Raw genomic sequence first — 25144 nt, 5'->3', positions numbered from 1 at the left:
TCCAAGGGCTGGCGCCCTTGGCCGCCCCTCATGTCAAACGTTGGGCGTCAAGGAAAACTTAATGGCAATCCGAATCTTCGCAATACTTTTCTCCACTTTTGTTTTTGGCACGTTCGCGCATGCACAAGAAGGCATGCGCGAACGTTCTGACTGGCGGAAGTTTTTCAGCGAATTTCAAGCCAAAGGCACGATAGTTGTGGCAGACGAACGCCAAACAGATCGTGTCATATTGGTTTTTGATCAGGTGCGGTCAGAGAAACGCTACTCGCCGGCCTCGACATTCAAGATTCCACATACACTTTTTGCACTTGACGCAGGCGCTGCACGTGATGAGTTTCAAGTTTTCCGATGGGACGGCATCAAAAGAAGCTTTGCAGCTCACAACCAAGACCAAGACTTGCGATCAGCAATGCGGAATTCTACTGTCTGGATTTATGAGCTATTTGCAAAAGAGATCGGTGAAGACAAGGCTCGACGCTATTTGAAGCAAATCGACTATGGCAACGCCGATCCTTCGACAAGTAATGGCGATTACTGGATAGATGGCAATCTTGCTATCGCGGCACAAGAACAGATTGCATTTCTCAGGAAGCTCTATCATAACGAGTTGCCCTTTCGGGTAGAACATCAGCGCTTGGTCAAGGACCTCATGATTGTGGAAGCCGGTCGCAACTGGATACTGCGCGCAAAGACGGGCTGGGAAGGCCGCATGGGTTGGTGGGTAGGATGGGTTGAGTGGCCGACTGGCCCCGTATTCTTCGCACTGAATATTGATACGCCAAACAGGATGGATGACCTTTTCAAAAGGGAGGCAATAGTGCGGGCAATCCTTCGCTCTATCGAAGCGTTGCCGCCCAACCCGGCAGTCAACTCGGACGCAGCGCGATAAAGCCGCGCAGCGCCGGTTACTTCTACGTTAAACATCATGAGGGAAGCGGTGATCGCCGAAGTATCGACTCAACTATCAGAGGTAGTTGGCGTCATCGAGCGCCATCTCGAACCGACGTTGCTGGCCGTACATTTGTACGGCTCCGCAGTGGATGGCGGCCTGAAGCCACACAGTGATATTGATTTGCTGGTTACGGTGACCGTAAGGCTTGATGAAACAACGCGGCGAGCTTTGATCAACGACCTTTTGGAAACTTCGGCTTCCCCTGGAGAGAGCGAGATTCTCCGCGCTGTAGAAGTCACCATTGTTGTGCACGACGACATCATTCCGTGGCGTTATCCAGCTAAGCGCGAACTGCAATTTGGAGAATGGCAGCGCAATGACATTCTTGCAGGTATCTTCGAGCCAGCCACGATCGACATTGATCTGGCTATCTTGCTGACAAAAGCAAGAGAACATAGCGTTGCCTTGGTAGGTCCAGCGGCGGAGGAACTCTTTGATCCGGTTCCTGAACAGGATCTATTTGAGGCGCTAAATGAAACCTTAACGCTATGGAACTCGCCGCCCGACTGGGCTGGCGATGAGCGAAATGTAGTGCTTACGTTGTCCCGCATTTGGTACAGCGCAGTAACCGGCAAAATCGCGCCGAAGGATGTCGCTGCCGACTGGGCAATGGAGCGCCTGCCGGCCCAGTATCAGCCCGTCATACTTGAAGCTAGACAGGCTTATCTTGGACAAGAAGAAGATCGCTTGGCCTCCCGCGCAGATCAGTTGGAAGAATTTGTTCACTACGTGAAAGGCGAGATCACCAAGGTAGTCGGCAAATAATGTCTAACAATTCGTTCAAGCCGACGCCGCTTCGCGGCGCGGCTTAACTCAAGCGTTGAACGACAGCTTTCCCAAAAGCTCTACGGCTGCTCTGGGTCGACACCGGTAATCGGATCGTTGCCGCACTGAACAGCGCCCCGTTCCAGGTCGCCTCCATTTATGCGGCTGAACCGAGGGAGAGCAGCTTTACGCCGTCTGGCCGCAGTTCGCCCTTGGGCGACACGTGCCGGTAGAGCGTCTGCCGGGTAATCCCGAGTTCTTCGCAGAGATCGCCCACCTTGGTTTCCGGTTGCCCCATGCTGGCCATCGCCAGGCGTAGCTTGGCGGCGGTCATCTTGAAGGGGCGCCCCCCTTTCCTGCCGCGAGCGCGCGCCGAGATAAGTCCAGCGACTGTTCGCTCGGAAATCAACTCACGCTCGAACTCGGCCAGCGCGGCAAAAATACCGAACACAAGCTTGCCGGCGGCAGTCGTCGTGTCGACCGCCGCACCGTGACCGGTCAGGACCTTCAGGCCCACGCTACGCGCAGTTAGGTCGTGCACGGTGTTGATCAGGTGGCGCAGATCACGGCCAAGCCGATCGAGCTTCCACACGATCAGCGTGTCCCCTTCACGAAGCGCCTTCAGGCAAGCAGCCAACCCTGGGCGATCATCGCGCCTGCCCGAGGCCAGATCCTCGTAAAGGTGCGCAAGGCTCACACCAGCGGCGATGAGCGCATCGCGTTGCAAATTGGTGGACTGGGATCCGTCCGCCTTCGATACCCGCATGTAGCCGATCAGCACCTTTTCACCCGTCACGTATACGTTCGATTATGTGACAGTGTGAGCCGGAAAGCTCTATCCGTCAAAATTTGTCACTTAACCCGTCATTTTGTTTAAGACATGCAAAGGGTGCATCAGGCAGGTAATGTGACAGAAATTCCGGCGGGATGCCTTCCTTCACGAAGGTGGCGCGCAACCGTTCCAAGGAAGCGGGATCGCGCCGACCATAGGAAGCCAACGCGAACAGCGAGCGTGCCGTCTCGGGGTTGTGTCGCGCTTCAATGATGGCCTCGTCGATGGCCTGGACTGCACGCTGCCAGTGATTGATGGGCTCGGGCTTCGGCGCTTTCGTCGGCAGGCCACTGGTGAACCCGGTTTGGGGCTCGGACCAGAATAGCTTTGCCTGCTCGCCTGGCGGGCTGATGTCCCTCACCTCAATCAAGCTGATTGCCGTTGCCGCCGCCTCCAGCATCTGTAACCGTACTATCGGATTCAGGGTTTCATACGGTCGCCACAGACTTTGCCCAGCACGCAGCGGATGCCCGCAGCCTTCCCAGACTTGGCGGGGATACCCCGCGCAGGTTCCGCACGCGGAAAGCGGGGTGTTCAGCTCATCGAGCAGCGTGCGAAGAAGTCGAAACCACAATCCGGCGTGGATGCGTCGGCGCGGCAGCTCCACGTGACCGGTTGTCAGTGCCTGCCAGGTACGCTGGTCCATCGCCGCAATCGCGTCGCTGGCGGTGCGCGGTTCGGCGTCGGCGTTCTCCCAGCCGAGAAACCGCCCTGGCACGCCCCAATAGGATTCCAGCCAGCAGCCATGCAGCGGGCAGCTCAGCATCAGGGGCAGCTTCCACGCGAGCAGTACGGCTTGGTTCTCCGGATCGCTCAGGCAGAGCGGACAGGCGCGGTTTATCGGCTGGCTGGGCAGCCAGGCACGCCAGCTCGTGATGGATCGCGTCTTACGGCGGAGTCTTGGCAGCAACACCGAGAGCTGAAACGCATAGGTTTCCAAGGCGTCTGGAATCTGGTCATCAAGGCTGTCCAGTAGCCAAGGCACCCATCCGGCGAAACTCATACAGCGCAGCCGGTCCAGCTCGATGCCGCTCCGCTGGGAAAGCAACGCCAGCAGCGAGAGTGGTGGCGCGGTGTCCAGGTCATCGACCTGGCCGTGACCAAGATCGTGCTCCAGCAGGTCGGGCTCCTCCATGTGATAGCAAAGGGCCACGCGGTTGAGCCATGAGGACAGCGCCTCGCCTTCTTTCGGGGCGGGATGCAGCGGCCAGCGCGGCGCAGGCTTCACATCAGTTCCCGCTCGAATTGCCGCCGCCGCTCGCTGGGTCCGGTGTAAACGGCCATGCTGAGTGTGCGATGGTTGATCGCTTCCTCGCCGCTCTCCACGGCGACGATGGCCGCCGCCATCAGCAAGTGCGCCAGTTCCCCTATGGTGCCCTCGCTGCGTGTGAGCAGGTAGCGAGCCATGTCCAGCGTGGCAATTGGGGAAGGCCGGCGCAGCGGGAGCGAAGCGGCGAAGCTGGCCAGCAGTGAGCAGCAATCGTCGTTGGCCTCCCATACCGGCAGCATCATCGGCTCGAAGCGATTTTCCAACTGGTCATCGGAGCGGATGGCTAGGTAGGCGTCGCGCGTGCCTACCCCAACCAACGGGATGCGCAGTTCGTTGCCGAGGAAGCGCAGCAGGTTGAGGAATTCCCGGCGGTTGACGCTGTTGCCGGCCAGCACGTTGTGCAGCTCGTCGATCACCAGCATGCGCACGCCGACCTTGCGCAGCAGTGCCAGAGCCAGTTGCTCCATTTCCGGCAACCGTGGGCGTGGGCGCAGCGGCGCGCCCATCGCGGCGAGCAGCGCGACGTAGAAGCGGATCACGGACGGCTCGGACGGCATCTGCACGACCAACACCGGGATGTGCTCCTGGTCGGCGTCGGAGCTGGCCGGGTGGGTGCGGCGGAACTTCTCGACGATCATCGACTTGCCATTGTTGGTCGGGCCAACCAGCAGCAGGTTGGGCATGCGTTGCTTGTTTGGCCACGCATAAAGGGCTTCCAGCCGGTTCAGCGCCTCGACTGCGCGCGGATAGCCGATCCAGCGGTCGGCGCGAAGGCGCTGGATGCGCTCGTCCGCCGGAAGACGGGCCAAGCCCTGGGCCGCCGGCAGCAGGTGGGACAGGTCGATGATGGGATATTCGTCCACGGCTACCACTCCTCAATCTGGTCGAACGGTTTGGCGGGTGGCAAGTTGTCTGCCTGCGGGTCGGCAATATCCGTATCCGGCGGAACGGGCTTGTCCGGCCGAGCTGATGTCTTGAGGTGCTGGCGGCGATCCGCGTCACGCCGCGCCTTGCGTGTGGCCTTCTGCGCGCTGGTCACAATCTCACGCATCTGGCCGATCATGCGGAACAGCGCCGACTCATCCACCTGTTCGCGCCCTTGCTGCCGCAGTTTCGCCAGCGCCTGCCGTTGTTCCCAGAGGGTGACAGCCGGATGCGACAAGGTACGGTAGGGAATTTCCAGGTAATGCTGTCCCTCCGGTTCCAGGACCCAGATACGGCTGATGTCGCGCGGATCGCGCCGGATCAGAAAGGACGGCCAGCGTTCACGCCGCGCAATCCACGGCTTGAGCGCATCGGCGTAGTAGTGGATGTGGTCGATGACAAAGCCGGTGCGGGTCAGCGTGCGCCGGAGGATCGGCAGAAAATCGACCAGGAACGAAGTAGCGCGTGTGACGACGGCCGGTACGCCGACACGCGCCACGGCCTCGGCCCAGCGCGCGGCCGGCGGTTGGAGCAGGCCGTTGTGCACCGAACCGTGGTAGGTGCCGACCGCCAATGTGAGCCAGCGCTCTAGCTCGCGCAGCGTCAGGGCGGCCTTGTTTTCGGAATCGTAGTCGCCGCGCTGGTCAGGGTTGGAGAAGGTCGTTCCCGGCAGTTCGTCGTGAATCATCTGCATCGCCGTGCCGATGATCCGTTCCACGATGCCGCCATAGTGCGGCTGTCCCAGCGGGCGATAGTCCAGCCGGATGCCATGCTGCTCGCAACCCCGGCGCAGGGCCTCGCTCTTGAACTCGGCCGCGTTGTCTAGGTAGAGCAGCAAGGGCTTGCCGCTCATCTGCCAATCCATTTCCACGTTCAGTCCTTCCAGCCAAGGGCGCTTGTCGCAGGCGACATGCACGAGGCACAGGCCAACCGAAACGGCAGACGGCGCTTCCAGCGTGACGACCATGCCGAGCACGCAGCGGGTGAACACGTCGATGGCGAGGGTCAGGTACGGGCGGCCAATAGGTTGCCGGTCGCGGTCATCGACCACGATCAGGTCGATGACCGTATGGTCTATCTGCACCTGCTCCAGCGGCGCGGTCACGGCAGGAGGCTCGCCGCCCACACCTTGTAGGTCACGAGCGGCATCCTGGCCTTCCCGCCGGCGGATGACCTTGCGCGGGTCAAGGCTAGCGATCCGTAAGGCCACGGTATTGCGCGCCGGCACTCGCAGTTTTTGAGCCTTGCACACCTGAGTGACTTCGCGGTGAAAGGCCGCTAGGCTGCGCTTCTGCTTGGTCAGGAACCGCTTTTGCAGTAGCTCGTGGATGACGCGCTCGACCGGTTCCGGCAAGCGCCCCTTACCTTTACCTCCACCGGACTGGCCGGGCACCAGATCCGTCACGAGGCCGCTGCCTTGCCGGGCACGCCGGATCAGAACGTATACCTGGCGCCGAGACAAGCCCAGCGCCTGAGCCGCCATATCGGCCGCTTCGTGCCCGACCGTCTCCGACTGCGCCAACGGACTGATGATCTCCGCACGACGGCGCGCACGCTCCCAAGCCTCATCAGGCAGAGTGGCCACGCCTTGTTCTGGAATCCGTGGGGTGTCCGTCGCCATGCTCACCTCGCTTTGGTGCACACGAGTATTGAGCATAGTCGAGATTGGTGCAGATCACTTCTGATATTGAACTGTCAGGAGCTGGCTGCACAACAGCCATTACGCCCAATCAACTGGTGCAGTCGTCTTCTGAAAATGACACTATCCTGACGCGGCCCAAGGTTCCGGCCTGACGCCTAGTTAGGGCATAGCTCAATATGACACATGGCTGCAAATCGCTAATTTTCCAACTATAAAGAGCTATGCTCTCAAGAAGCGGTTGCGCTAAGGAAACTCTGAAAAAGACTTCCAAATCTGGTGAGATACGGCTGTCCCACGAACTGAACGGTTGAGCCCCGATGAAGCAAATGTCTTTCGCTGATGCCGAGTACGCAGGCAAACGTAAGCAGACCCGCCGTGAGCGTTTCCTGATTGAGATGGATCAGGTCGTGCCCTGGAAAGGCCTGATTGCGTTGATCGAGCCGCATTATCCGAAGGGTGAAGGCGGTCGTCCGGCGTATCCGTTGATGGCCATGCTGCGGGTTCATCTGATGCAAAACTGGTTCGGCTACAGCGATCCGGCGATGGAAGAGTCCCTCTACGAAACCACGATTCTGCGCCAGTTTGCCGGGCTGCATTTGGATCGGATTCCGGATGAAACCACGATCCTCAACTTCCGCCGGCTGTTGGAAAAACATGAGCTGGCCGGTGGGATTTTGCAGGTCATCAACGGCTATTTGGGCGACCGAGGTTTGCTGCTGCGTCAGGGAACTGTGGTCGATGCGACGATCATTCATGCGCCCAGTTCGACCAAGAACAAGGACGGTAAACGCGACCCCGAAATGCACCAGACAAAGAAAGGAAATCAGTACTATTTCGGGATGAAATCGCACATCGGTGTCGATGTTGAATCCGGTCTGGTACATAGCGTGGTGGGCACGGCGGCGAATGTGGCGGACGTGACTCAGGTCGATCAGTTGCTGCATGGCGAGGAAACTTACGTCTCTGGCGATGCCGGTTACACCGGCGTGGAGAAGCGTGCGGAGCATCAACATCGCCAGATGATCTGGTCGATCGCAGCGCGCCCCAGCAGCTATAAGAAGCATGCAAAAAAGAGCCTGATCGGTCGCATGCGCCGCAAAATCGAATACGCGAAAGCTCAAGTCCGGGCCAAGGTTGAGCATCCATTCAGGGTGATCAAGCGCCAGTTTGGTTATACGAAAGTCCGCTTCCGAGGCTTGGTGAAAAACACCGCGCAGCAGACCACACTGTTTGCCTTATCGAACCTGTGGATGATGCGAAAACGACTGTTGAATGCAGGCGAGGTGCGCCTGTGATGTGGACAATGAGCCCTGAAAAGGTGCTATTCCGCAAAAAACAGTGAACTGACAGGAGGAAAGGTCTGATTTTCGATTAAGTCGGTGTTTTTTGAACCTCAGACAGCGAGGCCGTTAAAAACGGCTGCTTACTTCAGACCTTCCCTAACCGATACAGTATAAATTGGGCCCCAAGTATTATTTTATTTGCACAAAGGTAATGATTATGTTTTTCAATAAAAACAAACAACTGCTGGACACAGAAAATAAGCTCTCAGAACTACAGCGGCAGCTTGATTCAATAAGTCGAAATGTCGCGGAAATCAGATTCAGGCCAGACGGGAGCGTAATCTATGCGAGCAATATCTTTCTAGAGATGCTTGGTTACAAACTCGAAGAAATAGCAGGGCAGCACCACAGAATTTTCTGCGAAAAGAATTATGCTAACACAGCTGATTATTCGCGCTTCTGGCAGAAATTGGCTGACGGCCATCTTCAATCAGGTTTATTTAGGCGGCTGCGCAAAGACGGTAACTTAGTATTGATTGAGGCTACTTATATTCCAGTTCAAAATCAAGATGGAAAAGTTATTGAAATCATTAAGATTGGCTCAGATGTCACTCAGAGAGAAAACGAGTTACTCTCACTAAGAGCCGTCCATGCAGCCATCTCCCGCTCGATGGCGGAGATCGAGTTCACACCTAACGGTGACATCCTGCATGCAAATGAGAATTTCCTCCGTGCTATGGGTTATCGCCTCAGCGATATCAAGGGTCGACACCACCGAATGTTCTGTTTCGATAATTTTTATCAAGAAAATCCAAATTTTTGGCAGAGTTTAAAGGGAGGAACTTTTTTAAGCGGGCAATTTGAGCGCAAGACCGCATCGGGAGAGACCATCTATCTTGAGGCCACCTACAACCCCGTCATTGATGAAGCCGGCCAGGTTGTGAAAGTGTTAAAATTTGCCACCGACGTCAGCTCGCAGAAGCATAAGGCTGATGAAATCCGTCAGGCCGCAGAGCTTTCCTTCACCACCGCCGAGGAGACATCTCAAATTTCCGTGCGGGGCATGGAGTCCCTTGCTAGTTCAATTGAACTATCTCAGGGTACATTTAATTTAATAAACGGTGCGGTTATTTCGATTACACAGCTAAATGCTCAGGCTAAAGATATCGAGAAAATTGTTACCATCATCCAAGGCGTGGCAGAACAAACTAACTTACTAGCACTTAACGCCGCAATTGAAGCTGCCCGAGCGGGTGAAATGGGCCGAGGCTTTGCTGTAGTAGCCGACGAGGTTCGTCAGTTGGCAGCTCGAACTAGCAGTGCCACCGTGGAAATCCAGAATGTGGTAACTGCTAACGGAAAGCTTACTCAGCAACTGAATATAGATATGAACAGCATCGCTAGAAGCGCCGAAGAAAACAACGATCAGATCGCAACTGTAACAACTATTATGCGTGAAATCAGTGACGGTGCAGACCATGTTGCCCGTACCGTATCGACGTTGTTCAAAGACAATAGCTAGTGTCCAGTTTTAGGCAAAATCAGGATCGGAACTTCGAGCCGCAGCGCTACAGAGCCAGAAGCCCAAACTTGGTGACGGCCATCGTGCTATGGAACACGATGTATCTGGAGTGCATCACTTGGGGCTGGTCGAGGCTGGCAAGTCGGTGGGCGGCGAGCTGCTGCAATACCTATTGCCGCTGGGCTGGGAGCACATCAACCTGACTGGCGATTACGTCTGGCGGCAGAGCCGCAGGCTGGAGATCGGGAAGTTCAGGCCGCTACGATTGCCCGGAAAACCTTAGCGTACGATTTTTTCCGAATTCTGCGGGCTCCCCTATCACCAGCTACGCTCGACCATCGCCCAAGTCGGTGGGAAGAAGGAATTGACCGGCCGCACCGACATCGAAATCGAGATCAGCAACCAGTGCGCCAGGCTGATCGGCAACGCGATCATCTTCTACAACTCGGCGATCCTGTCCCTGCTGCTGACGAAGTACGAGGCAGCTGGCAATGCCAAGGCGCTGGCGTTGATCACGCAGATGTCGCCAGCGGCCTGGCGGCACATCCTGCTGAACGGGCATTACACCTTCCAGACTGACGGCAAGTTCATCGACCTGGATGCGCTCGTGGCGGGACTGGAGCTGGGCTGACGGAAATTTCTGGGATTCCGGCGTACAACCCCATACTGCCTGGATTGTCACTTACCCTGGGACGGGACATGCGCAACAGAGGTCAAATTTTCTGGGAGTGGGCAGATCCAGATCTGCACTTCAGAAACTTCGATGAGAGGATGGCGGATGGCTCCCTCATTAACATCCAGGTAAGGGTCTCAAAGGCGAACCAGACTCAGCTATTTCTCGGGATTTATGCCCAAGATGGTGAGTTGCTGCTCGAGGAGGGCTATTTGGACTGCAAAGATCAGACGATGACTACGGCAATGACATGGGCGCTTCAGCGCGCTTATTCCTGGATGACAACGGGCAAGCTCTCCGACCGATAGACGGTTGGTGTCAGTTCAATTGCGCTGGAGTATTTTGCAACATTGGTAAGGCGCAGGGAGGCAGGTTAGTGATGGACCGCATACCCACCAACCCAGAAGTGGCGGCCCTTCTCGGCATAGATGAAGCATCTGTTGAAGAGTTTCGCCAGGAAACCCATCGGCTGAAGGATGGCGCGTGGCTAGTGCAGTTTGCCTACTGGATGCCTCAGGAGCTGCGACAAAGCCTCACCGGGAGTTTCACCCTGACCGTCACACCTCCTCGAGATCCTCTTGATCGCCGAGAGCCTGAGTGAGTTGGGGTCAATCGGTCGGTGAAGACCTGGTCCCCGGACCCGGTGATCTGGAACGGAGTATTACTGATTCCATGACATCCCGCTGCAATTCGCAAATGTCGTCGTTGAGTTGCGTGACTGACGCCGAAAAGCCCACGATATCGGGAGGGCCGGACAGCTGCTGGTAGAGCTTTTCAAGTTGGACGCTCAAGTAGCTGTGTCGGCTTGCGAATCCTTGTAGTTTCATCATCCACCTCACCTCGACATCATCCCTGCGTGTGACTGGGTGAAGGGATATCCGTTCCCTCCGGATGTTGGGCGATCTCTAAAATGTGAACTAGTAGAATCATTCCGCGTCGTCTGGATCCTGCTCCTCAAAAGTCATTTCGCGCTGCAGGTTCAGCTCGAGCACGGTCCCCGGCGCCGGCGCATACCAGTCGACGATCACGAAGCGTCCTTTGCCTGTGGCAGCGTCGTACTCCATGAGGACGCAGTCGTCATTCCACTCCTGGAGAGCCCAGCTTAGCTCAGAGTGTGAGGGTGACTCTTCCCCAGCCGGCTCAAGCTGAAACCATCCATGGCCAGAGCCTGCGCTGGGAAAGAACCTGCTTGGCAGGTTGCTTTCTTCTTCATTGTTGTCGTTGCGCAATACCGTGAGTTTGGTCATTACCTGGCCTAGTCCTTGCGCAGTGGGGCCTGGGCGGCGAGGGCATCGATGACCGACAACAGCGCGGCGCTGTCCACGGGGCCCTCCAGGCGCATGCTGTGCCCCGTCAAACTGTCGGTGACCTCGATCGTAGGGGTAGCGGCAATGCCGCGGCTCTTGGCCACAGCCAGTTGTTTGTCTACAACCCCACGGATGTCCATGTTTGCTCTAGCGCAACTGGAAAGAGCCTCGGTGGACACACCGGGCACCTCCAGTTCCCCTGCGAGTCCTTGTCCATCACCCCGTGTGCGCAGCAGAACCAGTTCGATCGCCTGCCAGAATACCGCTGCCCCCCCTAAGTACCCTGCGCATTGAACGAGTCGCGCCTCCGATTGTGCGGCAACTCCATGGATATCGAGGGGGAAATGGTGCCACGCGAGCTTCACGTTCTCTTGCCCGCTCACCCAGTGCTTCAGTTGCGGGGTGTATGCCCTGCAATAAGGGCATTCGAGGTCTGCATACTCAGTGATTACCCACCTGGCATTCGTGGGGCCGAAGTACCAGGTCTCATCGGGGCTTCTGGTATTCGAACTCGTCGCGAGCTGCCAGCAGACACCTACGCCTGCGATCACCATGACAATAAACAAGATGAGGTTGAGCCTAAGCTTAGGCATGCTTCCCCCCTAACTCACCAGGATTGGCTCCAGGCCGGCCGAGATTCTGCAACGCAACTTGGAGATCCTGGATTGCCCCCTCCGGTTGAGGATGCTGCTTCAGCCACTCATCCAACACGGACTGAACCAGGGGAATGATGTCGCGACGATCGAGGGCGTTATTTTTGATCTGTTGCAGCTCGTCAATGAGCACTGGTGCGCAAACCGACAGCGACTGGAGTGTGTCGTGCCCGGGGTCTTTGAGCAGCTGGGTCAGGTTATCAATGATGTTCTGGGTCAGGGTATTCATGACTCTCATGCCACGCGCTCCACGGCCTTCTTTTGTTCGGGAAAGGTGATGGGGAAAGGGGTGATACCGCGCTTGCGGTCCAGGTCTGCTGCCACCTGCAGCGCGGCATGTAATTCATCGCAGCCGAGCGCTTGCATGGTTTCATAACGTTGCCGCTTTTCTTCTGGCTCGGTCATGGCCAAGGCGAGGCATAAGCTGGGCGGCACTACCCGGAACAGCATCTCGATCCGCTTGGCCAGGACGATGCCCTCGGTGAATTTGCCGTTCTCCTTCCTTGCCGAGAGCATCATCGTCTTCTGTGCCGGCGTGAGTTCACGGAAGCGCGCGATCTTCTCCACCTCGTCTGGTGGCATGTTCAGGCAGATCCACCACTCGATCATGTTCAGCAGCGCCGATGCTTCTGGGGGGATGTCGTCGACGTTTTGGGTCGCCATCCAGTACCAGGCACCCAGTTTTCGCCACATCTTGGTGATCTTGACCGAGTACGGGGAGAGCAGTGGGACCTTCAATGGAATGTGGCCTTCGTCGGTGAAGGCAATCAGTGGTCGACCTTTGAACTGGTCACGCTCTGCGATGTTGTTGATGGTGTTCAGCAGTGAGATATAGGCGATGGCCATCTGGGCCTGATAGCCCTCACGCGCGTAAGTAGCCAAGTCTACGATCGTGATGTCAGCTTCCGGCCAGGCGGTACCAGGACGGTTGAACATCTCGGCTTCCGTACCCATGGTGAACATCCCCATGGCTTCGGCCATCTCCATGAGTCGGTTGCGCCGGCTTTCAGGGAGCTTGTCGTTGCTGGCCATCGCTTGGAGTGCTGCGCTGATATCTTCAGTGAGCACTGGCCGGTTCTTGCTGACACACAGCTCGGCCGCGTTGAGGATGCACTGGCGGATAGCACTGCGGTCAGCCCGAGTGAGCCGAGCATCTTCCTTGGACTCGCCGCCTGTGATCATCAGTCGGGCAGTGATCTCAAGTTCGCCCAAGATATCCCGCTGGTCGTCCTCGAGCCCCGCCAGGGCGTCGGCGAGGTGTTGATCGGAAGCATCCACGTCCGCCGCATTCAGGACCTTGACCTGGTCCTTGTTTTTGACGAGTTGCACCGCGTCTACGAACGGGGCAAGGCTCACGCCGCTGCCTGGGGCGAGCCGCACTCGGTTGACGGTCAAACCGAGCCGCTTGGCGAAATCCCCCAGCAGGCCGAAGCTGTTGCCGGCCTCGATGATGAAGAACCTTGGGCGGTACAGTGCGATGGCTTGCATGATCAGGTAGTTGGCTGTTGCGGACTTACCCGCGCCGGTGGGACCAAACAAGAACAGGTGCGCGTTCATCTGGCGATCGAGCTTGTTCAACGGGTCGAAGGTCAGCGCCGCTCCCCCCCTGTTGGAGAGCGTGAAACCTGGGTTGCCTGTGCCAGTGGAACGCCCCCATACCGGCGCCAGGTTCGCGATGTGCTGGGTGAACATCAGCTGGGTGTACCAGTCCAGAGCGCGGTTTTCATTCGGGTCGAAATTGCAGGGTAACCACCGTAGGTAGCTGTTCAGGGGCGCTACCTCGTCCTGTGGCTGGACTGGCTGCATGCCGGCGCCGAGCAGGATGTTGCACAAGCTGGTCGTGCGCTCCCCGAGCACGTCCTTATCCTGCCCACGCAGGAAGAAAGCAACACTGCCCCTGTAGAGCTTGTGCTTACGCCCGAGGATGGACCGTGCCGTTTGAACGTCATCCCGGGTGTGGCTGGATGCCTGGGTGTCGCCGATGGCCTTCCTGGAGAGTTGTTCAAGATGCCCTTCCAGCAGATCCTGCGGGGTCGGCACCATGGTGATACACAGCACGGTATCCTCAGGCAGGCGGTCGAACAGCGAGTTCAATGAGTCTGACTGCTTGGTCTCACCGGTCAGGTGCCCGGTAAGGGGGGCATTTTTCAGGCGATCGAGGATCACAACTCGGTGCGGCATGCCGTCGAACGACCAAAGGCCGCTGTCGACATCCGAGCGCGGTTCTCGGAAGAACAAATTCTCCGAAAAGTCGGTACCGCTGGCCACCGGCAGTTCACCCTCGTCGAGCTCGCGTGGTGGTTGGCAGACCGTGTCGTAGAATCGACGGATATCGCTATCGGTCGTGCCCAGATGATCTGGGTGTGGATTGAACCAACCCACGAGCCAGCGCTTGATAGCGTGGCCATCCATGCGTTTGGTTGTAACGCCGGCGTTGGCCAGGGATCCCTTGAGGCGATCGCAGATTGCTTTGAGGTATGCGGCAGGCTCCTGACCGCGAACCACGAGGTCCTGTTTCTTTACCCGGCGGTACACCACCAGGCGGACTTTCCGGGTCTGCCCACGCCACGGAAGGTTGCTGACGGCCGTGTCGACGAACAGCCCACCGGGCTTGGAGATGGATTCAAGGTGGTGGCGGAACAGCGCGAGATATAACCTGGTGAAGTCTGTGTTGTCAGCCCGGGGCTGAACGTAGGCCTGGAGTTTCTGCAGGTAGTCACCCCAGTCCGTCTCGTCCTGGGCGTAAAGCTGAACGACCCAGTGCGAGCTCTCCAGCTCGTCAAAACTGTCTTGTAGGACGCCTTGCAACGCATCGCGAGCTTGTTGAAGCCAGTCGTCGGAGCGCCCCTCGGTCCCAATCGGGACCAACTCGAAAAACGCCGCCCTGGAAATGCCATCCTCGAGGAGCATGGCTTCTTCCTCGGGCAGATATTCGGCCCATGGCAGCATGTCCACGAACGACGGGTTGACCTCGTACATGCGCGACACGTCAGCTTTCGTAGCCGGCCGACGTTTAGGGTTTTGCCAGTCGATAGGGGAAGGGATGCCCATCGACTCCAGGCGGGCGATGTACCGGTCATTCGCAGCTAGGCGGTGCTCCTCGTTGATGGCTGTACTAACCGTTGTGGGACGGTCGTCGATTGGCTCGTGTTCGGTCGCTGTCTGGCCGAGCACGGGCTCGATGGGCATTGCAGAGCCTTTGCCCAGCAATTTGCTGATGAACTGCATCAGTACTCCTCCGTACGCTCGCCTGGCATGGCGTACTGCACGCGTTGATACATCGGGAACACCGTGGTGTAACCCGGGACTGGAACCGGATCCGTACCAGCCAGGTGCGGGAACACGTACATCACCAGGTCAGGATTCGGCAGGCGCTTGAACTGGCTGTAAATCTCGTTCTGGGGCGTGCGAGTGAAGGCGTCAGCACCTGTCTGTTGGCGAACCACCTGCGCCTCATCAAGCGGCCGGCGAAGTTCCTGGCGAGCATCCAGCAGCATTCTGCTGTTGGAGCTGCCAGAGCTTCCTCCAGACGTTCCGTGTTGCCACACGTCCATCATGTTGGCTTCCCCGTGGGGGAGCAGCTCGTCTTTGTCAGTCGTGCATCCGCCTAGAAGGAGGGTGAGCACGAGCCAGGCCCCGGCCTGCAGGTGGGGCTTAGTCCAAGTTTGCAGATACATGGTTGGCTCCGGAGTTGTAATCGACCTTGCGGCCTTTGATCTCGTAGTCGATGGCGAGCTGCTGGTCCAAGTGGACGGCGACCTTCGCCCCGGGCTGGACGTACACGGCGGCGAAGGCTTCGCCGTAGAGCTTGTTCATCCAGGAGCGGATGTCGCTGACGCCGCCGGTGAGAATCGCGCCCATGGCTGAGTTCCCCGAGGAGCCCGTGGTCCCGAATGACGTTCCTCCGCTGCTGAAGGATGTTGAGCTATTTTGCTCATCGGCCTTCAACAGTTTGGCGATGCCGGCGCCCGCGGCCGTCACCAGGGATTGGTTGGTCAAATACTCCTTAGCGTTTGATCGGCGGTCGCCCGAGATGCAGGGGATGCCGTAGGAATCGCTAATCCAGCCGAGCCCGCCCTGGATCGCAGGCTGCCCATTCCCGTTGCTGCTGTTCTGATTGTTGTTCTGGCTGCCATTTGCTTCCTCGGCCGGGGCAGGGAACGATCGAACCGTGCCGTCGGCGAACACGAAGGTCAGGCTCCGTACTTGTCCGCGCACGCAGGACAATGTCCAGTCGCCCGATGCGGTCCCACTGGCGACGGCGCCGACGACGTCAGGGAGATCAATGCCGTTGGCGGTTAGGTTGTCCGGACCGATCAAAACCTTAAATGGGAAGGGGTCATTGACTGTTCCATCGATCGGGACGCGGCCAATGAGCGCCGACATGGCTACCGACCCCATCAGGGTCGAGTTCTGAGGCAGGGTATAGGCTTTGCGCACTTGCTTGCGGGCATCCTGGGGAGACATCTCAGCACCGACGTTCTGCGCCGTTGCGTTGAGAACGGTCTGGCCTTTGTCCAGGGTGCTGCCAAAGCTGGTGGGAAAATTGAAGCCGCTGGCTGCCTGGGGGGAGCCGGGCTGAAGTGGCTTACCGCTGGCGTCCACTGCAGTGGCGTCGGTCGGCTCGACCCACACGAGGCCATTGGACTTCGTACCCTTGTCGAAGCCTGCGCCGTCACCAGGTTGCACGCCAAGCCCGATAGGCAGGTCTTGCCCAGCGGCATTGGGGTTCTGCGACAGGTTATCCAACTGACGCTGGAACTGGTCCAGTAGGCCCAGGCTCTGGTTTTTAACCTGCTCCTGCAGCTCGCCCTTCGCATCATTCAGCTTGCTGTCGACATTCTGATCTATGCGCGAAAGCCGGAGCTGGAGCTCTGCGTTCTGGTCCTTGAGTTCTTTGTTGTCGGTCAGCACCTTCGCGATCTGGTCTTTCACCTCCCGACTTTCAGCGACCACTGTGCGGAGAGTGTCGGCCGGGGTATCCCCGTCCACCCCTAGCTTGCGCGCGGTGTCGCCGCCGATGATGATCGGCTCATCTTCAGGAGCCTTCACCTCTTCTTTTTTACTCCCGCCCTTGAACAGGATGATGAGCACGACGATCAGCACCGGAATGAGCAGGTACTTGAGGAGTGGATTACTTTTCAGACTGCCCACGGCGCCCTCCTGCTTTCGGATCAATTTGGCTGACCGAGGACGGCAGCAGAGCCTCTTTCAGCCCTTTGCTCTGGGTGACCAGGTAAAGCGTGGTGGTATCGCTGGCGTTTCCGCGAGCCCCAAGGTACGGGTGCTGGAATGTCGCTGTGGTGAAGTTACCCATCAGCTCTGTGGCATTCATCGTCAGCTGCTGGGCGCTCAGGTTCCTCAGCTTGACCGCAGTGACGTAACTGTTGTCGAGGCGCCAAGCCCCCAGGATTGATGCCTCCACGGGCAATACCGGCAACAAAGTGCTCAGATCCAGGGCCCGGTCAACACGCACCTGGCTGATGCCGGCGACAGGCTCAACGGTGCGAAGTGGGGCGTACAGCATTTGTGCCGCATAGCGGGTCAGGGCCACCGGCGCTGGAGTCTCATGGCGGGGGGGCGGTGGAACATCCTCTTCTTCCTCCGACGTCGCGGATCGCTTTGTCGAAGTTCGTGCTGAGGTGGTATCGCCGTAGTAGGTGGAAGGGGCCGCACCGGCGACGATCTTGGCGGGCTCGAGCTTGGCTTGGCCCTCTGCCGCCGGTGTTGCGGCAATATCCACCAGCATGATCTCGCCGGTGGCCACGTTCTGCAGCTGGAGCCGAGTCGGTGGAATTTCTTGGCTGGCCAAGAGGTAGACCGCGCCACCGGTGCTCTGGATGCGCAGCATGCCGACAAGCTGGGGAGGCATCCCAACGCGCACGTTTTGGTCGACGAACACAATGCGCTCTTGCCCTACAATCAGCGGGATTGCCATGGGGATACGGTCCCACTGCAGTAGCTCTACCGCTTTCACATCGGCAACTGCGAAGAGGCCCAGAGCAAGAAGCCAGGCGCGCAGATTCATGGCTTCACCCCGGTGGCTTGCAGATCGACCTCGATGCGTTGTGGGTTGGATGCGTAGCAGTTCCACATCAACCCGAATGGATTTTTCTCTGGGTTGACGTCGGCACGGACAATGGACAATGGGTAGCGGGTCATGGCGCGCTTGACCCGCTCCCCGTTCACCGACTCGTCAGCGAGCAGATCCAGGTTGACTGTCCAATCGTTGATCCCGATTTCTTCTACGCGCAGCACGCCAGGGTCGGTCAGCCCGTGACCCGGGATTTCTGAGACGTTCCGCTCACGGCGACGCAGCTCACCGGCGTTACGGCGCATCTCGTAGTCTTTCTTCAAGTATTCCTTGCAACCAGGGGTAACGTAGGAGGCCAGGCGTTCGATGTTGTCCTGGTAGTCGTCGTCCCCATTCTTCTCCCAGCGCTGCATCTGCTGGAAGATATAGAACCCGAAGGCGTACACGTTCTCAGGCGGCACTTCCCACCATTTGCGAGTGCTGCCGGAGCGGAGGTCCGGCGGCACATGCACGGTCAGGTCTTCGGGGGCTTTGTGCCAGCCGTAGAACGCAAAAAGACTGACTGCGCCCAGCACAATGACCGCGATTCGCAAGCTAAGGATGTGTGCCTGCTGAGCATCCACTCGTTTTCGAAAACTCATGAAGATCCCTACTTTCCTGTACGACGGCATGTCCACGCACCCTTCCGGGTGACCAACTGGGGGCCACCGAGGAAGGGGAGGTGTTGAGCCTTATAGAACTGGAGCTGGCGGTAAAACCATGTGTCCGGCCGGCCGCGCTTCATCTTCCGGAGGATTCGGCTTGCCACGGTCAAGCCCAGAGCTCCACCTACAAGAGCGCAAGCGATGAAAAGAGCTGGGTTGCCGAACAAGAACGACACAGGGATGCCCAGAATCACTCCGACCCCCCCACAAACACCGACCGTTCCCCACATTTCATCAGCAGTGAGGCCGCCCATGACGATGGGCTGCCTATTCAGGTTGTGGGGGAGGAAGTCGAGCGTTCCATCCTTCAGGTAAGTGGTCTCAGCCATGTCGCATCACCAGTTAGAGGACGCCGGTAGCTTTGGTGACCATGAAGATGCCAACGCCGATCAGACAGATCCCGACAACGGCGGTGAGCCCCAGGTCTCGCCACTTTTTCTTGCCCTCATGGATATCGTGGTAAACGCCGTAGGCATGGGAGGCGACCCCCACCATCATGCCTCCGAGCAGAAACAGCCCGATAAGCATGAAACCGTCGTAACCGTAGTTCTGGATGGTTTGCAGCCAGCTCGTTCCCTCGCCGCGTGTGGGGGCTTGTGCTCCTGGTAAGGCGGCAGCGGCAATGACTGGGTGCAGACCCATGATCATTGCGGCGGCGCCGGTGAGTGACTTGGTGATGGTGCGGATAGACATCGGTTAGCTCCTTGGCTAGCTGAGAACGAGTGTGGATAGGATCAGCAGGAGGACGATGACCTTGACGGTCGACGCGGCTGCAATGTTTCTGTCGATGTTCTGGGTCGCCCAGCCCCGGTAGATGCTGTACAGCGCCCAGGCACCCCAAAGGGTCGACAGTGCGATGACGGTGCCTACGAACAGCACGGTGCTGGCCTGCGGTGTGATGCCGCTGGCAGCGTTGAAAGCTGCGACTTGAGTGCCGCTCATGCTCATGGCATCCGCCCGCCGGTGAGGGTGTATTTTCCCGCCAGCTCTGCCGGATCCCGCGGCTGTGCGCGACTTGGGGTCAGGTACTCTTGCAGGCCCTGGCGAACGCGCTGGATATCGCCGGCCAGACGTTCATAGTCGAAGTAGTAGCGCTGGCCAGGTTCGCTGGCGATCGTGGCGCTGCGGCGCGCTGAGTCCTCCAGCGCGTTCAGCTGGCGGATCATCACCTCGATGTTGGCCTGTTCTGATGCACCGGCCGCCTGAGCGCTTGGTATTAGTGAAAAGCCGCCGCTGACGCTGATCAGCGCGCCAAGCAGGATTCGGCGAGGAGATACAAGGAGGAGGGATGGCTTGTTCACGGCTGGGCTCTGGGACGACTGACTGTGGATGTCAGAATGCCGAGACCAGGTGGGGGGGCGCCTCAAGAAATACTTATCTGGGGGCCGTAGAATTTTTTCTCGAGGCCAATCAGGGTTTGAAACCGTACAATTAACCTGTCTCGATAAGGCAGTTGATCAGCCCAGTTCGGCCTGAGCCCACTGCATCGATTACGATGAGCCGGAGTCAAGCCAGGGAGTTGGTGTACTGGAATACTGATCTGTGGGGAGTCGTATGCCGCAGCAAAAAACTTATTTGCCGGCGTTTGATACTTGGGTCTCGGACTTTCTCGGTGTGCATTTCCGAGATGAGGGTTGCTACGATAAAGCGGTCCTGGCCGCTGAGATGTTGCAGCACAGTCGGGCAGTTAGCTCGTCCGAGTTGATCGAGATGGTCAGAAGAGCCAATGCCATGTTGGCCCTTCTCCCTGGTTACGATCATGAAGGCTAGGCAACGGATGGGTCAGGCTGGTAACTCGCTGTTCCCGGCCTCGCGCTTGAAAAAGAGCAGATATCCGACCGGCATGGGAAATCCGTAGGACCAGGCCTGGGCATTTTGATTGCCCATCTTGATCTCCCCTCGGCACACTGGCTGCGTGCTGACGAGTTCCCAGCCATCGGCGCCGAGCTCGAGCATCTTCGTCTGCAGCGGCTCGTCTTCGGACAAGAGAGACACAACATCGGGTTCCAACGTCTGCTCAGTGCTCTTGAAGATCCATGCGCCGCTAGTCGTGTTCTTGAATGGGATAGCGACAAACTCAGCGCGGTGTTCGAATTTCTTGCTCATGGTTCCTCCTTTACTTAATCAGCCGCGCGCTTGACGTGCCCCGGGGGCGAGCGCGTCGACGTAGCGTTCCATAATGGACAGCACCAGACTGTTGATCGCCAAGATCTTCATCGCTCGGGTGACGGCCACATACAGAAGGTTCAGCTCATCATCTCGTCGGCCTGGATCGATATCCGGTGAGAGCGGGTCTGACGTGAAGTCGTCGAAGAGCCCGACAAAATCCCACTCCAGGCCTTTCGACTTGTGGGCAGAGGTCAACGTAATAGTTGCGTCAAGCTCCTTATCCACCGTGCATGAGCGTAGAGCCAAGATTCGCTGGGGCAGATCCGGATACATGTTGATGATCTTGATCGAGCGGATCATCTCGCTGTCCTGGCTCACCTCGGCGATTTCTACGTACTGGGCATAGTCCCGGTAGTCACGGAGCAGTTTTTTGTTCTGGACCAGGTCGCGCTGCTGTCGACTGAAATAGAACAGGTCCTCGAGGTCGCGCACTGAGTAGCTGTCGATGCCGCCAACCCAGTAGATCTTGGGCTTCTCGGTGACCAGGCACAGAGCGTTTTCAATCACCCCAATGACGGTTCGATGAATGTACGTCCTGTGCGGCAGTCCAGCCGGCAGCGCTTTCTTCACCAATGTCTTCTCGCCCAGTCCCTGCAGCTTCCTGGTTTCTCCCTTGTAGGACAGGATGATGTTGGCGACATGGGCGACTGCCGGCCCAAACCTGAAGCTCTGGGTCAGGTAGTGCTTCTCAGCCCCGGCCATCCAGCTGGCGTTGAGAGCATCTTCCGCGCCTCGAAAGCGATAGATCTGCTGATGACGATCACCCACTGCCACCTTGCGAATGTTCTGAATGCGCACAATGTCTGCGATCACGGGGTTTACGTCCTGCCCCTCATCGAGCAGAACACAGTCGAAGCGCTGGCTCAGATCGGGTTTGCTCAACTGGTACAGCTTCAGGTAACCGTCATGAGTGATCTGCACCGCTGTGTCCTGCAGGTCAGTCATTCGCTTCCAGATGCCCATCGCTGCTGCGAGCGCTTGCTTCAGGTAGCGCTCCTGGGCGGACGTAAGCATCGGCCGGTCACGGAACCGCGGAAAGTGGCAGCGTTCGATAAGATCGTCGGCGCTGGCCATGTAGTTGTTGAGGGTGGTCAGCACGTCTCTAACCAACTCCCAGTCCTGCGTATCGATCGCTCGGGCGATGTCGGTCAGTCGCAAGTTGTTGGTCTGCTTATGGCTGAACTGTGTGCCATAGACGGCGTAGGCCAGGCCGTGTGCGGTTTTGTTCACCACGTTGCGCGGGAAGCGTCCCCGTGCGGCGATCTCCACCGACTTGTTGTAGCAGAGATAGAGAATCCGCAGTCGGGAGTGATGTTGAGCGTATCCCACCAGCGTGGTGGTCTTTCCACTGCCGGCGCCGGCCTGGATGAGGAGTTTCGGAGCCTCCGACTGGATGATCGGCGACTGTTCGTGGGTCCATTGCATCGTGCTCTTCCTCACAAATACTTCTTGAAGCTCGCGGCCGTGATGCTCACGGACACACCGAGCAGGGCGGCGCAGGGGAGCAGTACCAGCATGGGACTGATGCTGATCGGGAGTGCCAAGTAGAAGGTCCAGGGGAAAATAGCCAACGGCATGATCGTTGCGCGGGCCTTGTGATAGAGGTAACTGGATTCGCGGCCAGCGCCGAATTTGCGCAGATCTCGGCGCACCAGGCCGTCGACCAGACCCGTCAGTGCCGCCATGGCGAACAGCGGTATGGTCATCAGCAGCACGACCAAGCGGACGCAAAACACCAGAACGGTGAAGAGAGCGGCAAGCACATAGTTCTGGACCGTTGTGACGCTTTGCGCGGCCCAGTAGCGCATGTCCATCTCGTTGCGGGGCCCGGCGTGGGCTATCGACTCCATACCCTGGACCCAGCTGAGCATCCCGGTCTTCACGATCAGCCAGTCATAAGCTTCGGTGACCAGCCATGTCGCAGTGCGTCCCGGCTCTTGGACGATGGCACTGTGGACCAAGCCTTTGGATAACCAGCTGACCTCGCTGACCAGCATTTGCTGACCGTGTCGCCATCCAGCTTCTGGCCAGAAGAAGTACAGGCATACCCAGTCGACCAAGATGGCGACGAGCAGCGAGCCGAACATCACTCCGAGAAAGTTGAACGGGAACCAGAAGATCTTGCTGAACAGCGATTCCTGTCGCTCCTGCTGCTGTTCGGCCTTCTTTGAAACGTCGTCTGCCATGGCCTACACCTCAAGCTGCGTCATCGGTGGCCACCTGACGGAAATCTTCAACCAGGTCTTCGGGTAACGCAGATTTCAGTTCCTGATAGCCCGGGGCTTCCCACCAGTCGCTTGAGGACGCCGCCGAACGTCGCATGCCTGCGGCCAGGTCCTGCAGATTGCCGGGCATGACCTCGTCGGGGTCGTTCGCGGGAAGCGGCATGCGGACCTTCCAGAGGTTTCCACCCTCAATGAGCGCGAAGGCCTGCCCCTTGGGAAGCCCGACCACGTGGGCGGGCTCAATCATCGGCACGCTCGCCAGTTGCACTTGGTCATGTGAGCTCGAGGTGAATGCTGTTTTCCCGTTGACCGAGTCGTTCGCACTGCTCGCCGGGGTGCTGTTGTAAATCTGCACCTTGGGCAGCTGGTTGGTCAGCAGCTCGGCGGTTGCGGTTTCACGGACGCGCAACATGAACAGGTTGTTGAAGTTACCGATCACCTGGCCGGCCTTGGCTTTCGAGCCAATCTTCGCCTCGATGTCGCTCATGGTCTGGGTGTAGGCGGTGACCTGCATGCCCGCGCCGCCGGCTTTGTTCACCATGGGGATGAACTCGTCCCCGATCAGTTCGTTGAACTCGTCAGCGTGGAGGTTGATGCGAACCTTGCCACCGGCCATATGGCCCGGCAGACCATCATCGATGCCATGCTTGTAAATGTGGCCGGCGACGGAGACCAGGTCGCTGAACATCGAGTTGCCCACCGCCGCAGCGACCTCAGTGTCGGACAGCGCATCGAGGCCGATGTATACGACCGCGCGTTTCCGAATCACTTGCATCCAGTCGAAAATCGGTCGCTGGTCAGCGAGATCCAGGTAGTCGGGCGCGAGTAGCTCAGCGATACGACCAGTGGTGAGTTTCTCCAGGAGCGGCAGCAGGGATGCGACGATCTTGTCGAAGTAGGTCTTGTCGTAGCGCACGGCACTTCGCAGGCCATCCATGACGGAGTCGTTGATGCGTTTCTGGGTCAAGTACATGTCGATCGCCACGACGCGCAGCGGACGGTCCTTCATGGCGAATGACAGGTTCTTCCGATCGATCTTGCCTTCAACTTCAACGATGGCTTGCCAGGCCTTCGGATCATGTTCTGCGAAGTACTTCTGGGCGTATTCGATGAATAGCTCGTCGATGTTGATGACGTGCCGGCGGATCTGTTCGTAGTCAGGACGGCGGCCGAGGGCGACCAACGACTGCGCGATGATGTTGACGAATCGCCAGGCGAACTCCCGGAACGCAGCAGAGTTGCCCTCGCCGGAGAGCTGGCCAGCGATACGGGTGGCGACCTCGCTGATCCGACCAAAGCGGCCGATGGCGTTGTAGCGCGCGGAAATGTCCGGCCAGCCCAGGTGGAACACATAAAACTCGTCGAGGCGTCCGGCGCGCTTGCATTCGATGTACATGCGCTTGAGCAGATCCGCATCACCTTTCGGGTCGAAGACGATCACAACCTCGTGGTCGGCCTGTGCGTCTGCACGCCGGCGCCGGCTCCAGCGATGGGAAGTTTGGCTCCGGCGCCCCATACGGACTCGCGGCCCGCGTCGATGCGTTCGGCGAATGTCCTGCGTGATGAAGACCTCAGCCAGGCGAGTCTTGCCTACCCGTGTGGTTCCCAGCACCAATGTGTGGCCCACGCGCTCACCGAGAGGCAGGCTAACGTTCTGCTCATCAGGCTCGATTCCATGCAGCCTGGGCAGGCCACCCACGGGTGGCAGCGGCCTGGCGGGGTTCCAGTTGGAGTCCCAGCCAGTGACCTTGGTGATGAGCTTCAGTGGAAAGGGGGCGAACTCCAGACGTTCTTCCAGCCAGCGCGCACGTATATAGAGGTTCGTCGGCTCGACGTAGGCCGCGAACTGGGGAAGGTAGGTGTCGGCCAGGCGTTGCGTGTGCTTCTGTGTCCACCGGAATCCACGACCGATGAACAGGCGCTCATTGCTGATCGGCATTTCAGCGCTGGTCATGGTGTAGTGGGGAAGCCGCCGTAAATTCGCCTGGTAGCGTAGGACCCTCCGCGCCTGCAGGAGCCGAATGGTGCCCAGGTAGATAAAGCCCAGGGCGGCGACAATCCCGAACAGCGGTGTCAGGGCAAAAGCCCAGGGTGCGCCAATGCAGAGTGCAGCCGCTACATAGCAGACGGCAGTGGTGAATAGTTCTACCGGGGGGCGGAGCAGAGATTCAAGGGTATATGTCGCCATC

The 25144-nt window shown here is 58.4% G+C and carries 25 protein-coding genes and 3 pseudogenes; 8 read left to right on the top strand and 20 right to left on the bottom strand.

Features of this window, described 5'->3' with window-relative positions; all coding sequences use genetic code 11:
* Window positions 1-61: 61 nt before the first annotated feature.
* Together GEV39_RS18210 and aadA1 are read left to right on the top strand one after the other, a co-directional pair.
* On the top strand, window positions 62-889 hold the full coding sequence (locus GEV39_RS18210) for an OXA-2 family oxacillin-hydrolyzing class D beta-lactamase OXA-21 (protein ID WP_014386432.1): 828 nt from the start codon (window positions 62-64) through the stop codon (window positions 887-889).
* Between the two features lie 36 nt (window positions 890-925).
* Window positions 926-1717, top strand: a complete 792-nt coding sequence (gene aadA1 / locus GEV39_RS18205; protein WP_001206316.1) for an ANT(3'')-Ia family aminoglycoside nucleotidyltransferase AadA1 — start codon at window positions 926-928, stop codon at window positions 1715-1717.
* 157 nt (window positions 1718-1874) lie between these two features.
* On the opposite strand, the gene GEV39_RS18200 is transcribed toward aadA1, so the two are convergent.
* The 4 genes from GEV39_RS18200 to GEV39_RS18185 form a co-directional block, all read right to left on the bottom strand.
* On the bottom strand, window positions 1875-2498 hold the full coding sequence (locus tag GEV39_RS18200; protein WP_003155741.1) for a recombinase family protein: 624 nt from the start codon (window positions 2496-2498) through the stop codon (window positions 1875-1877).
* A gap of 61 nt (window positions 2499-2559) precedes the next feature.
* On the bottom strand, window positions 2560-3777 hold the full coding sequence (locus tag GEV39_RS18195) for a TniQ family protein (protein WP_006122485.1): 1218 nt from the start codon (window positions 3775-3777) through the stop codon (window positions 2560-2562).
* Window positions 3774-4682: a TniB family NTP-binding protein gene (locus tag GEV39_RS18190; protein WP_003155746.1), complete on the bottom strand. Its 909-nt coding sequence runs from the start codon at window positions 4680-4682 to the stop codon at window positions 3774-3776. The genes GEV39_RS18195 and GEV39_RS18190 overlap by 4 nt, the downstream gene beginning before the upstream one ends.
* A gap of 2 nt (window positions 4683-4684) precedes the next feature.
* On the bottom strand, window positions 4685-6364 hold the full coding sequence (locus GEV39_RS18185; protein WP_000179844.1) for a TnsB C-terminal domain-containing protein: 1680 nt from the start codon (window positions 6362-6364) through the stop codon (window positions 4685-4687).
* Window positions 6365-6702: 338 nt separating this feature from the next.
* Between GEV39_RS18185 and GEV39_RS18175 the strand changes: the two genes are divergently transcribed.
* The 6 genes and pseudogenes from GEV39_RS18175 (at window position 6703) to GEV39_RS18160 (ending at window position 10464) form a co-directional block, all read left to right on the top strand.
* Window positions 6703-7680 (top strand): IS5 family transposase, encoded by a 978-nt coding sequence (locus GEV39_RS18175; protein WP_033902000.1) that lies wholly within the window; start codon window positions 6703-6705, stop codon window positions 7678-7680.
* A gap of 199 nt (window positions 7681-7879) precedes the next feature.
* Window positions 7880-8644 (top strand): annotated as a pseudogene (locus GEV39_RS26600) (PAS domain-containing protein); the annotation flags it as partial.
* Between the two features lie 87 nt (window positions 8645-8731).
* The gene (locus GEV39_RS26595; protein WP_275941885.1) at window positions 8732-9190 is read left to right on the top strand and encodes a methyl-accepting chemotaxis protein; all 459 of its coding nucleotides are present in this window, start codon (window positions 8732-8734) and stop codon (window positions 9188-9190) included.
* Window positions 9191-9210: 20 nt separating this feature from the next.
* Window positions 9211-9473 (top strand): annotated as a pseudogene (locus GEV39_RS26180) (Tn3 family transposase); the annotation flags it as partial.
* 33 nt (window positions 9474-9506) lie between these two features.
* Window positions 9507-9821: pseudogene (locus GEV39_RS18165) on the top strand (Tn3 family transposase); the annotation flags it as partial.
* A 421-nt stretch (window positions 9822-10242) separates the two neighbouring features.
* Complete coding sequence (locus GEV39_RS18160) at window positions 10243-10464, top strand: hypothetical protein (RefSeq protein WP_060495291.1); 222 nt, start codon at window positions 10243-10245, stop codon at window positions 10462-10464.
* A 325-nt stretch (window positions 10465-10789) separates the two neighbouring features.
* Here the strand turns inward: GEV39_RS18160 and GEV39_RS18155 are convergent, their stop codons facing one another.
* The 16 genes from GEV39_RS18155 to traD all read right to left on the bottom strand — a co-directional run bounded on the left by GEV39_RS18155 (window position 10790) and on the right by traD (window position 25143).
* Window positions 10790-11110, bottom strand: coding sequence for a hypothetical protein (locus GEV39_RS18155; RefSeq protein WP_023660755.1), 321 nt, complete (start codon window positions 11108-11110; stop codon window positions 10790-10792).
* An 8-nt stretch (window positions 11111-11118) separates the two neighbouring features.
* Window positions 11119-11724 carry a DsbA family protein gene (locus tag GEV39_RS18150; RefSeq protein ID WP_225624752.1) on the bottom strand — a complete coding sequence of 202 codons (606 nt, stop codon included), beginning with the start codon at window positions 11722-11724 and terminating at the stop codon, window positions 11119-11121.
* A 31-nt stretch (window positions 11725-11755) separates the two neighbouring features.
* Entirely contained in the window at window positions 11756-12061 is a 306-nt protein-coding gene (locus tag GEV39_RS18145; protein WP_023660753.1) for a death domain-containing protein, read from the bottom strand.
* Window positions 12058-15051, bottom strand: a complete 2994-nt coding sequence (locus GEV39_RS18140; protein ID WP_225624740.1) for a conjugative transfer ATPase — start codon at window positions 15049-15051, stop codon at window positions 12058-12060. Before GEV39_RS18140 ends, GEV39_RS18145 begins: the two co-directional genes overlap by 4 nt.
* Window positions 15051-15500 carry a TIGR03751 family conjugal transfer lipoprotein gene (locus GEV39_RS18135; RefSeq protein WP_023660752.1) on the bottom strand — a complete coding sequence of 150 codons (450 nt, stop codon included), beginning with the start codon at window positions 15498-15500 and terminating at the stop codon, window positions 15051-15053. The genes GEV39_RS18140 and GEV39_RS18135 overlap by 1 nt, the downstream gene beginning before the upstream one ends.
* Window positions 15478-16977: a TIGR03752 family integrating conjugative element protein gene (locus GEV39_RS18130; protein ID WP_023660751.1), complete on the bottom strand. Its 1500-nt coding sequence runs from the start codon at window positions 16975-16977 to the stop codon at window positions 15478-15480. The genes GEV39_RS18135 and GEV39_RS18130 overlap by 23 nt, the downstream gene beginning before the upstream one ends.
* Window positions 16958-17851, bottom strand: coding sequence for a TIGR03749 family integrating conjugative element protein (locus tag GEV39_RS18125; protein WP_023660750.1), 894 nt, complete (start codon window positions 17849-17851; stop codon window positions 16958-16960). The genes GEV39_RS18130 and GEV39_RS18125 overlap by 20 nt, the downstream gene beginning before the upstream one ends.
* Window positions 17848-18498, bottom strand: coding sequence for a PFL_4703 family integrating conjugative element protein (locus tag GEV39_RS18120; protein WP_023660749.1), 651 nt, complete (start codon window positions 18496-18498; stop codon window positions 17848-17850). Before GEV39_RS18120 ends, GEV39_RS18125 begins: the two co-directional genes overlap by 4 nt.
* Window positions 18499-18506: 8 nt before the next feature.
* The gene (locus tag GEV39_RS18115) at window positions 18507-18890 is read right to left on the bottom strand and encodes a TIGR03750 family conjugal transfer protein (protein ID WP_023660748.1); all 384 of its coding nucleotides are present in this window, start codon (window positions 18888-18890) and stop codon (window positions 18507-18509) included.
* Window positions 18891-18903: 13 nt separating this feature from the next.
* Window positions 18904-19209: a TIGR03745 family integrating conjugative element membrane protein gene (locus tag GEV39_RS18110; protein ID WP_225624753.1), complete on the bottom strand. Its 306-nt coding sequence runs from the start codon at window positions 19207-19209 to the stop codon at window positions 18904-18906.
* A 60-nt stretch (window positions 19210-19269) separates the two neighbouring features.
* Entirely contained in the window at window positions 19270-19503 is a 234-nt protein-coding gene (locus GEV39_RS18105) for a TIGR03758 family integrating conjugative element protein (protein WP_023660746.1), read from the bottom strand.
* A gap of 2 nt (window positions 19504-19505) precedes the next feature.
* Entirely contained in the window at window positions 19506-19823 is a 318-nt protein-coding gene (locus GEV39_RS18100; RefSeq protein WP_028690570.1) for an integrative conjugative element protein, RAQPRD family, read from the bottom strand.
* A gap of 520 nt (window positions 19824-20343) precedes the next feature.
* Window positions 20344-20667, bottom strand: coding sequence for a DUF4177 domain-containing protein (locus tag GEV39_RS18095; protein WP_023660744.1), 324 nt, complete (start codon window positions 20665-20667; stop codon window positions 20344-20346).
* An 18-nt stretch (window positions 20668-20685) separates the two neighbouring features.
* Window positions 20686-22155 carry a UvrD-helicase domain-containing protein gene (locus GEV39_RS18090; protein WP_023660743.1) on the bottom strand — a complete coding sequence of 490 codons (1470 nt, stop codon included), beginning with the start codon at window positions 22153-22155 and terminating at the stop codon, window positions 20686-20688.
* Window positions 22156-22166: 11 nt separating this feature from the next.
* Window positions 22167-22916 carry a TIGR03747 family integrating conjugative element membrane protein gene (locus GEV39_RS18085; RefSeq protein ID WP_023660742.1) on the bottom strand — a complete coding sequence of 250 codons (750 nt, stop codon included), beginning with the start codon at window positions 22914-22916 and terminating at the stop codon, window positions 22167-22169.
* A gap of 10 nt (window positions 22917-22926) precedes the next feature.
* Complete coding sequence (gene traD, locus GEV39_RS18080) at window positions 22927-25143, bottom strand: type IV conjugative transfer system coupling protein TraD (protein ID WP_023660741.1); 2217 nt, start codon at window positions 25141-25143, stop codon at window positions 22927-22929.
* Window position 25144: the final 1 nt, after the last annotated feature.

This window comes from Pseudomonas sp. NY5710 (genome assembly GCF_013305665.1).
Taxonomy (GTDB): Bacteria; Pseudomonadota; Gammaproteobacteria; order Pseudomonadales; family Pseudomonadaceae; genus Aquipseudomonas; species Aquipseudomonas juntendi.
Note: the sequence above shows the minus strand (reverse complement) of the source record. Positions and strands in the feature narration are given on the sequence as shown.